This window comes from Lentzea albidocapillata (assembly GCF_000719115.1).
Lineage (GTDB): Bacteria > Actinomycetota > Actinomycetes > Mycobacteriales > Pseudonocardiaceae > Lentzea > Lentzea albidocapillata.
Genome location: NZ_JOEA01000039.1, coordinates 16,715 through 29,157 on the forward strand (window position 1 = coordinate 16,715; position 12,443 = coordinate 29,157).

The window sequence follows — 12,443 nt, forward strand, 5'->3', positions numbered from 1 at the left end:
AGTGTCGCCGCGGACGTTTCCGGAAGACCCGCGGCTGTGGTCACTTCCTGCGGTCTGCTGTGCGGCGTTGCTCCCGATTCGCCGCGGCAGTACGCCGTGCTCGCAGTGAGCCGGAGTGGGCCTTGGCGGACGGGTCTCGCTTCGTCTTGACCAGGCTGGCCACCGTCACGATCGCGAGCACCACGACGATCACCGCGAGACTGAGCAGCGTGGGGATCTCGGGCACGCTCTCGTCGATGTCTTCGTGCGCCCACTGCAGGATCAACTTCACCCCGATGAACGCAAGGATCAGCGACAGCCCGACGGACAGGTACACCAAGCGGTCCAGCAGGCCCTGGACGAGGAAGAACAACGCGCGCAGGCCCAGCAGGGCGAAGGCGTTGACGGCGAAGACGACGTAGGGCTGGGAGGTGATGCCGAAGACCGCCGGGATGGAGTCGAGCGCGAAGAGCAGGTCGATCGTCCCGATCGCCACCAGCACCAGGAACAGCGGCGTCACCATCCGCCTGCCACCCTCACGGGTGAACAGGTCACCACCCGCGTAGTCGTCTGTCACGGGCAGCACCCGGCGCGAGGTCTTGACCACCACGTTGTCCTCGATGTCGGGGTCCTCGTCCCGGTGCCGGAACAACTGCACCGCCGTGAAGATCAGCAGCAGGCCGAACAGCAGGAACATGAAGGAGAACAGCGACAGCAGCGTGGCGCCGAGCGCGATGAAGACCGCTCGCATCAGCAGTGCCAGCACGATGCCGAACGTCAGCACCTTGTGCCGGTGCTGGTCGGGCACCGCGAAGGTCGTCATGATGATCACGAACACGAACAGGTTGTCCACCGAGAGGCTCTTCTCGACCAGATAACCCACGAAGTACTCGGTGCCCGGCCCACCGCCGTAGTGCAACGTGAACCAGACGCCGAACCCGACGGCGATCGCGACGTAACCCACCGACCATGCGGTCGCCTCACCGATCCCGACATGGTGAGGGCGCTTCGCCGCCACGATCAGATCCACCGCGAGCAGCGCCATGACAAGACCGATCGTCAGCGACCAGGTCAGCAGGCTGATGTCGAGCTGAGCGCTCATGTCACCTCCGTGAGCCGCCGGAGCATGCGCTCCGGCCGCTCACGGGTACCCAGTGACACGGTGTTGACCACACACGAGAAGGCGGGGCGGCCCAGCCGACTTTGTCCGTGGTCACCTGGCCAGGGTGGCCACCGACCGCATACGAGCCCTCAGCGGTGGTTCCAGGTGCTGACGCGGACGTTCCCTGCGCTGTCTCGCACCTCGAGGAGGATCCGGTCGGCTCCGCCACGAACGTCCGCCTTGAGTTCGAGCTTGAACTGCACTTTGACGTCGCACTTCAGGCTCGTGCTCCGGTAATCAAGCCTGCGCGTGGGGCCCGCGTACGTGGCGGCGTACACACGCACGCATTCGTTCGTGTCCAGAGTTCCCTCGACCATGGCGGAACGCGCGTAGTAGTGGTACCTGGGCTTTTCGATGATTATCGAATTGACCGAGAGCTGACCGTGGGCGGTCGGCTGGACGGACGGTGCCGCGGTGGCGGCCGGGGCCGGCGCGAGGAGCGCGGCGGCCGCCACCGCGGTCACGACGGCTGCTGTCTTCGAACGAGGCCGTGCTGACTGCTTGATCACTACGAGTACCCAACCTCTTCTTGGGGTGCGGGTGAAACCGATCGCGAAGGGATGAATCACCCGAGTTCGTCGGCCACGGCTACCTGTCGCAGTCGGCGCTGGGGCGGCAGGGCTTGCTGACCAGCAGCTTCCCCTTCTCGTCGATGAGGTCGAGCCGGACGATGGCGGCGCCGCCTGGAACGTTGACGGGCAGGTTGATGGTGCCGCTGACTATTCCGTTGCACACCCCCGGCGTCTCGCCCATCGGGTGCCCGACGCCGTTCCTGTCGAAGGGATAGGCCTCCAGTTGGCGGCAGTAGCTGGCATTGAGCGTCACGTCGACGTCGACCGAACGTTGGTGCCACCGCAGGGTGCCGTAGGCGTAGCTGGCTCCGTACTCGAGCCTGAACTTGGTGCTGGGGTCCGCCGCGTGCGCGGACGGGGCGACGAAGACCGTCGCCACGATCGCCGCTACGGCGACGGCCGCCTGGACGCCCTGTCGCGTGGCACGGCGGGTGAGGTTCTTGAGCACGGCCGATGTTCTCCTTCGCTGATCGGCATCTGGCTCACCAGGTCTACGCCGTCCGGGTTGTCAGGCGCCGGGCGCGCCGCCGCCTGACAACAACGACCTGACAACCGGGTCAGCCCGCGCACGGTGGCTGGTAGCGCAGGCCCGGGAAGTAGCGGTCCCACTCGGCCTCGGTGATCACGGTCGTGACGGTGTCGCAGGCGTGGGCGACGGTCCGTTCGGCGTCAGTGTCGAGCAGCCGGACCGTGTTGTCCCAGCCTCCGCTGATCACCGTGCGTCCGTCGGGGCTGAAGACCACGACTTCCACCGCGTCCGTGTGGCCGGAGAGGATGACCGGTCCGGTCACGCGGCGGGGATCGGTCACGTTCCACAGGCGTGCGGTGCGGTCGTCGCCGGCGGTGGCCAAGGTGTGTCCGTCCCGGCTGAACGCCACCGTGTAGACGTTGTCGCCGTGGCCGTTGAGGGTGGCGAGCGCCGTCGGTCTGCGAGGGTCCGAGACGTCCCACAGCTGTGCGGTGAGATCGTCGCCGGCCGAGGCCAGGACGTGGCCGTCCGGGCTGAACGCCGCCTCGTAGACCGCGCCGTCGTGGCCCTCGATGGTGGAGAGCGTCACGGGCCGCCGGGGGTCCATGACGTCGAACAGCCGGATGGCCGACTTGTCGCCGGCCACGGCCAGGGTCCGGCCGTCGGGGCTGAACCGGACGTCGTAGAGCACGCCGGCGAACCCGTCGATCACGGCGGCTTCGGTGTGCTGGCGTGGGTTCGTGACGTCCCACAGCCGCACCGCGCGATCCCACCCGGCCGAGGCCAGGGTGCGGCCGTCCGGGCTGAACTCGACCGCGTGGACGTTCTCGGTGTGGCCGGTGAGGACGGCGATCTGCACCGGGTTCCGGAGATCGGTGATGTTCCACAACTGCACGCCGCGGTCGAAACCCGCCGTCGCCAGAGTGCCTCCGTCTGGGCTGAACGCCACTGTGTAGATCGGCTCGGTGTGGCCGCTGAGCGTGGCGATCTCCAGAGGCTTTCGCGGGTCGGTGACGTTCCACAGACGTGCGGTGCTGTCGTCGCTGCCCGTCGCCATGGTCTGACCGTCCGGGCTCAGGGCGACCGCGAGGATCTCGTCGTCCTGCCGGACCACCGAGAGCGGCAGGGTGCTGAGCAGACCGTCGCGGGTGTGACCGGAAGGCGCCAGGCGGTGCGCGGCCAGGGCGAGCTGAACGGCCAGCTGCGGGTTGGACGGGTACAGGGCAGCGGCTTCACCCGCCACGACCTGGGCCCGGACGGCGTTGCGCTGGTCGGCGGCCCTTCGCTGCGCGGACGCGGCGACGAACGTGGACGTGACGGCCAGCAGGGACACCACGCTGAGCAGTACGACGAGGCGGCGGAGCCTGCGGCTGCCGGCGATCTCGGCGGACCGGCTGGCTTCGAGGAAGGAGCGCTCACGCGGTGCCAGCGCGTCGTCGTTGCCCGCCGCCCACTCGACCGTCATCGCGAGGCGCGTGCCCCGGTACAGGGCGCTGCTGTCCTTGCCTTCCGACTCCCACGCGTCCGTTGCGACGGTGAGCCGGCGGTGCAGGCGGAGGCTTTCGCGGTCCTCGTGCAACCAGCCGTGCAGACGTGGCCACGCCCGGATCAACGCTTCGTGCGCGATCTCGACCCCGTTCCCGTCCCTGGCCAGCAGCCGCGCCGCGGTGAACGCTTCGAGCACGGCCGCGAGACCGGGAGCGTCGCCGAGCTCGCCGACGTCCAGCCGTCGTTTCGTGTCCTCGGTGCCCTGACCCAGCGCGACCAGCCTGCCGAACAATGTCCTGGCCAGCTTCCGCTGTGCCTCGTCCAGGCCGGAGAACACGTCTTCCGCGGTGCGGCTCAACGCGCCGTCGAGCCCACCTGCCTGCTGGAACCCGGTGACCGAGAGCCGGGTGCCGCTGCGGCGGGCCCACACCTCGAGCAGCACGTGCGACAGCAGCGGCAGCACCCCGGGCCTGCCGTGCGCCTGGGTGATCAGGTCCGCCACCAGCGGGCCTTCCACGACGCAGTTCATCTGTCCGGCAGGCGCCACGATGACCCGGCGCAGTTCCTCCGCGTTCATCGGCCCGGCGACGACCTGCCCGTCCGGCAGGGCGTCGAGCAGCGCCGGATGGGCGGAGCAGTGCGCGAAGAAGTCCGACCGCAGACCGAGCAGGACGCGGCACCGGCCGTCCGGCGCGTTCGCCGCGACGGCGAGCGCGGTGATGAACCTGGCACGCTCGTCCTCGTCGTCGCAGAGCGTGAAGACCTCCTCGAACTGGTCGACGACGAGGACGATCTCCTCGCCGGTCGACACCTGCGACACGAGCCGGTGCAACCCTCGGTCGTCGCGCCACTCGTCCATCACCGCACCCGCGGTCACGCCGAGTTTCGACGCGAGCAGGACCGAGCACCGTTCGATCGGATGCGGCCCAGGGGTGAACAGCAGCGTGGTCTTCCCCTCGGCGTTGAGGGAAGGGATCACGCCCGCGCGCAGCACCGACGACTTGCCCGACCCGGACGCGCCGAACAGCAGCACCAGCCGTTGCGGCTTGCCGACGATCTCGGCCACCAGCCGCTCGCGCCCGAAGAACAAGTGCGCGTCGTCCGGGCCGAACGCGCGCAATCCCACGTACGGCGCGCCGCTGACGTCCTCGGCGGCGGACGTCATCGCGCAGTTCTCGTTGAGCTCGGCCGCGATCGCGTGCCAGCGCTGTTCCCACTCGGCCTCGTCGCCGTCGCAGACCCGCACGAACGCCAGCGCGACCGCAAGGCTGGGCAGCTTCCGCCCGCTCGCAGCGTCCGACAGCGTGGTCGCCGAGTAGTGGGCGGCGCCGCCCATGGCGCGGTAGGACGGAGTGCCTGCTTTCGTGCGCAGCAGTCTCAGGTCGGCGGCGAAATCCACGAGCGACGAGCCATCACGGACCAGTTCACGTTCACCCCGCGGCACGGTCGATCATCCCCTCGACGGGGCGGCCGCGCGCCACGGTTGCAGGCCTCGATGAACGTCGCCACGTCCGCGCCACTAAAGCACAGGGTCACCAATGCATCTGCGGGACGTCAGCGGCCGAACAGGCGCGCGCTCTCCCCCGCGCGGTTCAATGCGCTCAGCAACGCGGGTCGTCCTATGTGGCCGATGTCGTAGGTCGAGGCGTCCATCACGGCGTCCCCTCTGTGCCGACGTTCAAGCTGTTCAACGGGTCCAACCGGGTCGAGGGTGAACTCAAGGTCACTGTGGACACACATGCGGGTGAGTAGCGCTGCCCCTGGTCCGGCACGAACCGGACCAGGGGTGTCAGCTCATCGGCAGGTACCGCGCCACACGGAGCTGTACGCGTCGTTGTGCGGGAAGTAGCCCCAGCTGCCGCTCTCGGACTGGTAACGCGCGCCCTGGAAGTTGGGCTCGGTGAACCAGCAGAACGGGACGCCGCTGCGGTTCCAGCCGGAGGTGACCTGGTTGTCGATGTTGAACTGCCTCAGGTCGGGAATCCGCTGCTGGAGCGCCACGTGCCGGCCGCCGCCCTTCTCGTGCTCGAACCCGCACATGTGCGACGGCGGGCAGTCCGAGTAGGCGGCGATGCCGATTGCGCCCGCCTGCGCGGTTCCCCCGGAGAGCGCGGTCATGGCGGTGAAGGCCACCGCGAGGCCCGCGAGTACTTTCTTGATGCCGAACACCATTCCTGTTCCCCTCAACGGTTGTTCGTTGCGAACACCATGTTGCAGAGGACCGCGCACGGGCGACAGGACACGAACCGGCAACCTGTGGCCGCCTGAGCAGGTCGCCAGAAGTTCTGTCCGCTACTCGTCGAGCTGAACCGGTCACAGGTTGCCGGTGCACGACCTGTTCCGCGGATTCCCGGCGCACCACGATGATCAGCGGCCACACCGGCCCCGCTGTTCCGAAGGGGCAGGATTCCCCGGTGTGGTGCGACCGTGGTGCGAAGGTCAACTTGGCCGGGGGCGTTCAGGTTTGACGTGAGTTGCTCGTGCCCCGGCGGTGCTTCCCCAGGAGGGCCGCCGGGGCACGTTCGCATGCGGTATGAATCTCCCTCATGGGGGAAGACTTTGCGGCAGTGTTGCGGAGGCATCGGAAGCGGGCAGGACTCACCCAGGAAGCGCTTGCCGAGTGCTCCGGCGTCTCGGTGCGCACGATCAGGGGCATCGAGCTGGGCAAGCGACGCAACCCGCAGCTCCGCGCCAGGCTGGCCGCCATCACCGGCTGAAGTCCCACGCCGTGGCGCCGTCCGGTGCGGCGGTGGCGAGACCGACGGCGGTGTGGATGGTGAGCCGGTAGACCCACCACGGCCCAGGACCGGCGCTGGGCGCGTTGAACGGTGCGGTGAAGCCCTCGCCCTCGACCTCGGCCGGCCAGCCTGAGTCGCGGTACCCCGCGGCGACGCGTTCCAGAATGGACGGATCGGTGACCCGGTGCGCCTCGCCTTCCAGCGTGACGTCGATGCCCGTCAGCCGGACGGAGACGCTGCACGCGGGGTTGTGCGCCAGGTTGCGCGACTTGCGGGTGTTCGGTCCGCTCACGAAGTACAGCGTGTCGTCCAGCCACTGTGCGCCGACACCGGTGGAGTGCGGGCGGCCGTCAGGGCGCACGGTGGCGAGGAAGAACGTCACGTCGATGGTGCGCCATTGCGTGGCGAGGAGATCGTGGGCCCGGCTCCACTCCAGCGCCGCGTGGCCGTAGTTGTCGAGGTTGCGGGTGTTCGTCGGCTGCGTCATGCAAGTGCGTCGAACGGGCCCGCCCGATTTCGACAGGGCGCGTCAGGACTTTCCCTGCGGTCGCTCTCGCTCGGAGTCTGCGTCGCTGAACAGGACCGTCAACCGCAGCGGCGGCTGTGGCGTCACACGGTGCTGGTCGGCTGCCTCGACACGCTGGCCGTTCGTCGTACGGTGTCGAGCGCAAGGATGTCGTGGTGGCACCTAAGCTCCAGCGACCAACTGCGATCAGAGGAGGCGCTGATGACTGAGCAGGGCGATCTGATCGCGGGGCGTTACCGGCTCCAACGACGGATCGGCGCCGGCGGCATGGGTGTGGTGTGGCAGGCGTTCGACGAACGTCTCGACCGGGTCGTGGCGCTCAAGCACCTCCTGCTGCCGCCGGGACTGTCCACTGAGGAAGCCGAGCGGGCCCGGCAGCGTGCGGTGCGGGAAGCTCGGATCGCGGCCCGGCTGCAGCATCCGGGGGCGGTCACCGTGCACGATGTCGTCGAGGACGGCGGCCGGCCGGTCCTGGTGATGGAGTACGTGCGGGCGAGCAGTCTCGCCGAGCTCATCGCGGCCCGCGGACCTCTGCCCGCCGTGCAGGCCGCTCAGGTCGGGGGCCAGGTCGCCGCCGCGCTGGCCGTTGCTCACGAGGCGGGCATCGTGCACCGCGACGTCAAGCCCGCCAACATCCTGATGACCGACACCGGCGCGGCGAAGATCACCGACTTCGGCATCGCCCGCGCCCGCGGCGACACCACCATCACCGCCACCGGCCTGCTGGTCGGGACACCGGCCTTTCTGGCGCCGGAGGTAGCGCGGGGGCACGAGCCCAGTGCCGCCAGCGACGTGTTCTCCCTCGGTGCCACTCTCTACACGGCGGTGGAAGGGCGTGCACCGTTCGGCGATGGTGACAACGCCATCGCGCTGCTGCACGCCGTCGCCGGCGGGCAGATGATTCCGCCCGCGTCCCACGGCCCGATCACCGACGTGGTGCTGCACATGATGCGAGCCGATCCCGCGGCGCGTCCCACGATGGCTCAAGCGGCCGAGAACCTGCACGCGGTTGCGGTCGGTCGCCCCGCACCGGCCCCGACCCGCCTGGACCTGCGCCCGCTCGCAGATCCACCGGCTCCGGCATCTCGCCGTCCGCGTTCGGCACTGCCGATCGCTGCGGCCGCGATCGCAGCCGTCGTGCTCACCGTGCTCCTGTACCCACTGTTGACCTCTTCCCGCCAGGTCGCCGACCAGCCACCCGCGCCCACGACCAGCGCCGTCGCCGCAGCGCAGTTGCAGCAGTCTGTCGCCGGCTATTACGCCCTGCTTCCCGACCGCACCGACGAGGCGTGGACACGGCTGAGCCCGGCGATGCAGGCACAGGGGAGAGAGCAGTACGAGAAGGCGTGGAAGGACGTCAAGGACCTCGTCGTCACCGCCGCACCACAAGCCACCGACACCGACACCGTGACCATCGGCGTGGAATACACCGCCGAGAGCCGTGGACGGCTTCGGGAGACACGACAACTGCACCTGATGATCGACGGCAGCAGGGTGCTCATCGACTCAGATCAGGTCCTGACGTCCGAACGTATCAACGGCAAGAACGAGAACCGCGACAAGAAGGACGACGACGGCGAGAAGGACGACAAGAAAGGCAAGGGCGGCAACTAGAGAGCAGGTGAAGCCAGAGTTCGAGACGGTGTGCCCGTCGCCGGTGCGGTAGCGGACTCGGGAACTCGTCGCGCAGGCCCCGCATCGTGAGGCGGAGCGCGGCGGCGGGTGTGGTGCCGCCGCCGGCGCAGGCCGTCGATGACCAAATGATCGGGGTGGTGTCTGGGCTTCTGATCAGTGCGTGCGCTGGTAGTCCTCCCACGTCCGGATCGGGATCCGGGGCCCGTCGTCGGGGCGGTGGTTGGCGAGGCCGTTGAAGCCGAGGTAGTAGTCACCGACCTGGTTCTGGGCATGGGTGGCCTGGTCGGTGTCGTTGATCGCTACAGCGTGGATGTGCCACGGCCAGTCGCCCTGGGCCGGGCTGCGGACCCAGGCGGCGAAGCCGACCTGGCGCAGCGCACGGGCGACAGCGGTGCGGGTGTCGGCGGACATACCGTCGACCTTGATGTCCACGGCGCCGCCGCCGTCGTGGGTGCCGGCGGAGGTCGGGTCGCCGCCAGGGTTGTAGGAGCCCTGCGACAGCACGAGGCGACGCCCCAGCAGACGTTCGGTCTCAGTGAGCATCGCCTGGGTACGGGTGTTGACGACATACCCGTCACGCTGAACCTTCGAGCCTGGTTTGAGCACGTGGGAGACGGTGAACCGGCTCTGCCCGAGCGTGGTCAGCGAACTCGCGCCGGGCAGCCCGTTCGCGGCCAGTCCGGTGTATCCGAGCGAACGCTGGTAGGCCGCGTACGCCGTGATGGTCGTGGTTCCGAAGTAGCCGTCGACCCAGCGGGCGTCCAGCAGATTGCGTGCCTGGAGTGCCCGCTCGACGGCCAGCACGGAATCCTTGGCGCCCGGGGTCAGCGTGTTGTCGGCGCGCCGGGGATCGATCTGGGCGGCCAGGACGGTGGCTTCCATGTTGACGACGGGCAGCGCGGCGGCGGTTACGGCCGTCGCGCTGCCCGTCAGGCAGCCCAGCGCCGCGAAGGTAGCCAGCGCCGTAGCGGCGCCCTGGGTCTTCATCTTTGTCTTCATGCGGTGCTTCTTTCCGTTCGGTCAAAGCGTGCGGCTGTCATGGAGGTGCATGTCCTACGGCCAGGGGTCAGCGGCTCAGCCACACCGTTGGTCGGTGTGGCCGTCGCTGACGTAGGAGCCGTGGAGACGTGGCGGCTGTACGAGGCGCCAGATCAGCAGCGGAGATCCTTTGGACAAGACTCGGACATGGCGCTGACAAACCTCTGACACGGCGATGAGCAGAGGCTGTTCCTTCTGCCGGCAAGAGGATGTTGTACAACCGGTCACGGATCTGGAGGTCGTGCTGCGGGGCGCGGTTCGGGAGCGCTGCGGATAGCGCGTGAGCCTCTTGTGGAAGACGAGACGTTCGTCGCGATGCAGGGAATGAGGGCGGCGAAGCCTGTCAAGGACGGCGAGGTTCGGCGCTATCTGCTGGCTGGGCTCGTCCTATGTGGGCTTTGTGGCCGGCGGATGGACGGGCACTGGGTTCATGGGCGAGCGGGCCGCTCGTAGCGGTCGCGGTGTCATGCTCACCGACGCATACGACAGGGAAGCGCCCGAGTTCTCTATGTAGTGTCCGCCGCTCGACGCAGTATCGTCCGAACCTGCGGCAGCCTGGATAGACGGTTCAGACCCACCGGACCGAGTTTTGGCACCGCACAATGCGATCGCCGCGTTCGGCCGCAGTGCTGGACGACCACCGGACCGGCGTTCGCGGATCAGTCGGCGAGGCCGGGCAGGTGGTAGCCGGTGTGGTCGTCCCAGTCGATCTCGTAGTCGTCGAGGGTGAAGGTCCAGTGCGCGTCCGGCACCGCGCTGCGCAGCGCGGTGATCCCGGCCAGCCAGTGCACCAGCGACGGGACGGCCCGATCATCGGCGGTGGGCAGCTTGGTCGACCCGTCGAGCACCGTTCCGGATTCCAGCCGGTCGTAGAGGTACAGCCCCTCTTCTTCCAGGGAGAACGGCGCGTTCGCGTTGTAGGTGTCGACGACTTGGCCGACCGCCGTGAGCTCGGCGTCGGTCAGCGGGGTCGCGCGGCGAGCCGTGTAGTAGAGGGAGACGCCCATGCGGGCCACCCTAACGGGCTCCGCTCACGCGGCGGCGGAGGACGTCAACACGGGACAGCTGAAGGCGGAGGATGCAGCCGGCGTGCTGGAGGCGCCCTGCTTCCCGCCCTCAGATCCTGAGCCCGGTCACGCCACGCGGCTTGTAGACCGCGAGCACCAACGCCACGACGAGCACCACGAGCGCTCCACCGGCATGAACCACGAACGTCGGAGACCGCAGCGGCGCCAGATCGGAAGCCGGATCAGCCGCGACCGCGGCGAACTGGTCCACGGTTCGCGTGTAGATGAGCAGCACCGCGGTCGCGAACACGTTCAGCACCAGCTTGAAGATCACCCAGTAGTGCCGGAACAGGCCCCACGCTGAGCCGAGCGACGAGACCAGTCCGGTCAGCAGCGACGCGACCGCGAACGGCAGGACCACGAACCAGACGACCGGTTCGGCGATCAGGTTCGCGGCGCGCACGACATCGTCGTCCTGAGTGGTCACCCCGACGATAGCCACGGCCAGAAACGTGAGCACGGCGCCGAACCAGCCCACTGAGGACGCGATGTGCGCGGTCAGGGCGAGCTTGCGCAGGCGCGGCTTCATCGGTGCAGGCCCGGTCCGTGCTCGATGGGGAGAGCGAGCGCTACGAGGAACAGAACGATCACCATGGCAATGACGATGCCCATGATCTTCACCCAACGCGGTGTGTCAGCCATGTCCGGCAGTTTACGAGACACTGTGTATTTATCAAGACGTAGTGTCTCGATCCCGTAGGGTGTGCTCGTGCCGAAGCTGTGGAACGAGACGATTGAGACGCACCGCCGCGACGTGAGGCACGCGATCCTCGCCGCCACTGCGGCACTGGTGGCCGAGCGAGGGCTGCTGAACGTGACGATGTCGCAGATCGCGGAGCAGACCGGCATTGGGCGCGCGACGCTCTACAAGTACTTCCCGGACGTCGAAGCGATCCTGCGTGCCTGGCACGCCGAGCAGATCGCACACCACCTCTCCTATCTGACCGAGGTTCGCGACCAAGCGGTCGGACCCGCTCAGCGCCTCAAAGCAGTCCTCGAAGCCTTCGCTGCCATCTCGCACGGCGCGCACGGCCACGTCGACACCGACCTCGTGGCGCTCCTGCACCGTGATGAACACGTCGGTCACGCACGGGAGCGGGTTCGTCACATGATCCGCGACCTGCTGGCGGAGGCTGTGGCGGCGGGCGAGGTCAGAGGGGACGTGGCACCTGCGGAACTTGCTGCCTACTGCGTTCACGCACTTGCAGCGGCCGGCACCTTGCCTTCCAAAGCCGCTGTTCGTCGGCTTGTTGCCGTAACCCTTGCAGGCCTTCGCCCTGTCGGCTGACCCTGTCTCGGTCCCTGTACGTAGCCGTGCTTCACCACCGCGCGACCAGTTGATCTGAATAACAAGAACATCAGTCGTGCGCTCGAAAATGTTCGAAGCAAGATAGTAGGCCATTGGGGTGACTCGGGTCACACTGTTGGGGCTCGCGTCGATTACTCCTTACAGGGGGCGGCACCACGCTGCCCCTTGCCCCCGAAGGGAGTGGCCTGCTGTGAACCGACTACGGCGGCTGACCACCGCCGCTCTTCTCGTTGCCGGAGCGTTGGTGACCCCAGCGACGGCCAGCGCGCACGACCCGGAAGACGGCGGAACCCATCCGCCGACCGGTGGTGGTGCGCCGGACCTGCACAGTGCGAACATGACCCTGTTGGACAACCTGCCCAAGGCCGACGCCGCGACCCAGTCCGACCTCGCGTTCGAAGGGAACTACGCCTACGCGGGCACCTTCAGCGGGTTCCGCATCATCGACATCTCGAACCCC

General features: G+C 68.2%; 13 protein-coding genes and 1 pseudogene. 5 read left to right on the forward strand and 9 right to left on the reverse strand.

All coding sequences use genetic code 11. The annotated features are described in order from the left end of the window. Window positions 1–40: 40 nt before the first annotated feature. From IG04_RS0141045 to IG04_RS0141070, 5 genes are all read right to left on the reverse strand, one after another. Window positions 41–1,081 carry a TerC/Alx family metal homeostasis membrane protein gene (locus IG04_RS0141045; RefSeq protein WP_030482158.1) on the reverse strand — a complete coding sequence of 347 codons (1,041 nt, stop codon included), beginning with the start codon at window positions 1,079–1,081 and terminating at the stop codon, window positions 41–43. Window positions 1,082–1,230: 149 nt separating this feature from the next. After that, window positions 1,231–1,605 carry a hypothetical protein gene (locus IG04_RS0141050; protein WP_084401173.1) on the reverse strand — a complete coding sequence of 125 codons (375 nt, stop codon included), beginning with the start codon at window positions 1,603–1,605 and terminating at the stop codon, window positions 1,231–1,233. 124 nt (window positions 1,606–1,729) lie between these two features. Beyond that, window positions 1,730–2,161 carry a hypothetical protein gene (locus IG04_RS44685; protein ID WP_051771959.1) on the reverse strand — a complete coding sequence of 144 codons (432 nt, stop codon included), beginning with the start codon at window positions 2,159–2,161 and terminating at the stop codon, window positions 1,730–1,732. A gap of 109 nt (window positions 2,162–2,270) precedes the next feature. Further along, on the reverse strand, window positions 2,271–5,114 hold the full coding sequence (locus IG04_RS0141060) for an nSTAND1 domain-containing NTPase (RefSeq protein WP_051771962.1): 2,844 nt from the start codon (window positions 5,112–5,114) through the stop codon (window positions 2,271–2,273). A gap of 350 nt (window positions 5,115–5,464) precedes the next feature. Beyond that, the gene (locus IG04_RS0141070; RefSeq protein ID WP_030482162.1) at window positions 5,465–5,842 is read right to left on the reverse strand and encodes a peptidase inhibitor family I36 protein; all 378 of its coding nucleotides are present in this window, start codon (window positions 5,840–5,842) and stop codon (window positions 5,465–5,467) included. Window positions 5,843–6,216: 374 nt separating this feature from the next. On the opposite strand from IG04_RS0141070, the gene IG04_RS46075 reads away from it, so the two are divergent. Continuing rightward, the gene (locus tag IG04_RS46075; RefSeq protein ID WP_084401170.1) at window positions 6,217–6,387 is read left to right on the forward strand and encodes a helix-turn-helix transcriptional regulator; all 171 of its coding nucleotides are present in this window, start codon (window positions 6,217–6,219) and stop codon (window positions 6,385–6,387) included. Here the strand turns inward: IG04_RS46075 and IG04_RS0141080 are convergent. Continuing rightward, on the reverse strand, window positions 6,377–6,895 hold the full coding sequence (locus IG04_RS0141080; protein WP_030482163.1) for a pyridoxamine 5'-phosphate oxidase family protein: 519 nt from the start codon (window positions 6,893–6,895) through the stop codon (window positions 6,377–6,379). The two genes, IG04_RS46075 and IG04_RS0141080, sit on opposite strands and share 11 nt — an antisense overlap. A 240-nt stretch (window positions 6,896–7,135) precedes the next feature. Here IG04_RS0141080 and IG04_RS0141085 point away from each other — a divergent pair, with 240 nt between their 5' ends. Continuing rightward, window positions 7,136–8,548 carry a serine/threonine-protein kinase gene (locus tag IG04_RS0141085; RefSeq protein WP_030482164.1) on the forward strand — a complete coding sequence of 471 codons (1,413 nt, stop codon included), beginning with the start codon at window positions 7,136–7,138 and terminating at the stop codon, window positions 8,546–8,548. Window positions 8,549–8,722: 174 nt separating this feature from the next. Here the strand turns inward: IG04_RS0141085 and IG04_RS0141090 are convergent, their stop codons facing one another. Beyond that, window positions 8,723–9,568, reverse strand: a complete 846-nt coding sequence (locus IG04_RS0141090; RefSeq protein ID WP_245816141.1) for a peptidoglycan-binding domain-containing protein — start codon at window positions 9,566–9,568, stop codon at window positions 8,723–8,725. Between the two features lie 428 nt (window positions 9,569–9,996). On the opposite strand from IG04_RS0141090, the gene IG04_RS49060 reads away from it, so the two are divergent. Next, on the forward strand, window positions 9,997–10,170 hold the full coding sequence (locus IG04_RS49060; protein ID WP_420843960.1) for a Vmc-like lipoprotein signal peptide domain-containing protein: 174 nt from the start codon (window positions 9,997–9,999) through the stop codon (window positions 10,168–10,170). 96 nt (window positions 10,171–10,266) lie between these two features. Here the strand turns inward: IG04_RS49060 and IG04_RS0141095 are convergent, their stop codons facing one another. Then, a complete protein-coding gene (locus tag IG04_RS0141095) occupies window positions 10,267–10,614 on the reverse strand; it encodes a hypothetical protein (protein WP_030482166.1) in 348 nt (115 codons plus the stop codon). 109 nt (window positions 10,615–10,723) lie between these two features. Beyond that, on the reverse strand, window positions 10,724–11,203 hold the full coding sequence (locus IG04_RS0141100; RefSeq protein WP_030482167.1) for a hypothetical protein: 480 nt from the start codon (window positions 11,201–11,203) through the stop codon (window positions 10,724–10,726). A 180-nt stretch (window positions 11,204–11,383) separates the two neighbouring features. Between IG04_RS0141100 and IG04_RS0141110 the strand changes: the two genes are divergently transcribed. Both IG04_RS0141110 and IG04_RS47885 read left to right on the forward strand, forming a co-directional pair. Beyond that, complete coding sequence (locus tag IG04_RS0141110) at window positions 11,384–11,962, forward strand: TetR/AcrR family transcriptional regulator (RefSeq protein WP_030482168.1); 579 nt, start codon at window positions 11,384–11,386, stop codon at window positions 11,960–11,962. A 211-nt stretch (window positions 11,963–12,173) separates the two neighbouring features. After that, window positions 12,174–12,443: pseudogene (locus IG04_RS47885) on the forward strand (hypothetical protein); the annotation flags it as partial.

Excerpts from the sequence above, each read along its gene's own strand:
- IG04_RS0141045 (WP_030482158.1), bottom strand. The coding sequence starts at position 1,081 with ATGAGCGCTCAGCTCGACATCAGCCTGCTGACCTGGTCGCTGACGATC.
- IG04_RS0141070 (WP_030482162.1), bottom strand. The coding sequence starts at position 5,842 with ATGGTGTTCGGCATCAAGAAAGTACTCGCGGGCCTCGCGGTGGCCTTC.
- IG04_RS46075 (WP_084401170.1), top strand. The coding sequence starts at position 6,217 with ATGGGGGAAGACTTTGCGGCAGTGTTGCGGAGGCATCGGAAGCGGGCA.
- IG04_RS0141080 (WP_030482163.1), bottom strand. The coding sequence starts at position 6,895 with ATGACGCAGCCGACGAACACCCGCAACCTCGACAACTACGGCCACGCG.
- IG04_RS0141085 (WP_030482164.1), top strand. The coding sequence starts at position 7,136 with ATGACTGAGCAGGGCGATCTGATCGCGGGGCGTTACCGGCTCCAACGA.
- IG04_RS0141090 (WP_245816141.1), bottom strand. The coding sequence starts at position 9,568 with ATGAAGACAAAGATGAAGACCCAGGGCGCCGCTACGGCGCTGGCTACC.
- IG04_RS49060 (WP_420843960.1), top strand. The coding sequence starts at position 9,997 with ATGTGGGCTTTGTGGCCGGCGGATGGACGGGCACTGGGTTCATGGGCG.
- IG04_RS0141095 (WP_030482166.1), bottom strand. The coding sequence starts at position 10,614 with ATGGGCGTCTCCCTCTACTACACGGCTCGCCGCGCGACCCCGCTGACC.
- IG04_RS0141100 (WP_030482167.1), bottom strand. The coding sequence starts at position 11,203 with ATGAAGCCGCGCCTGCGCAAGCTCGCCCTGACCGCGCACATCGCGTCC.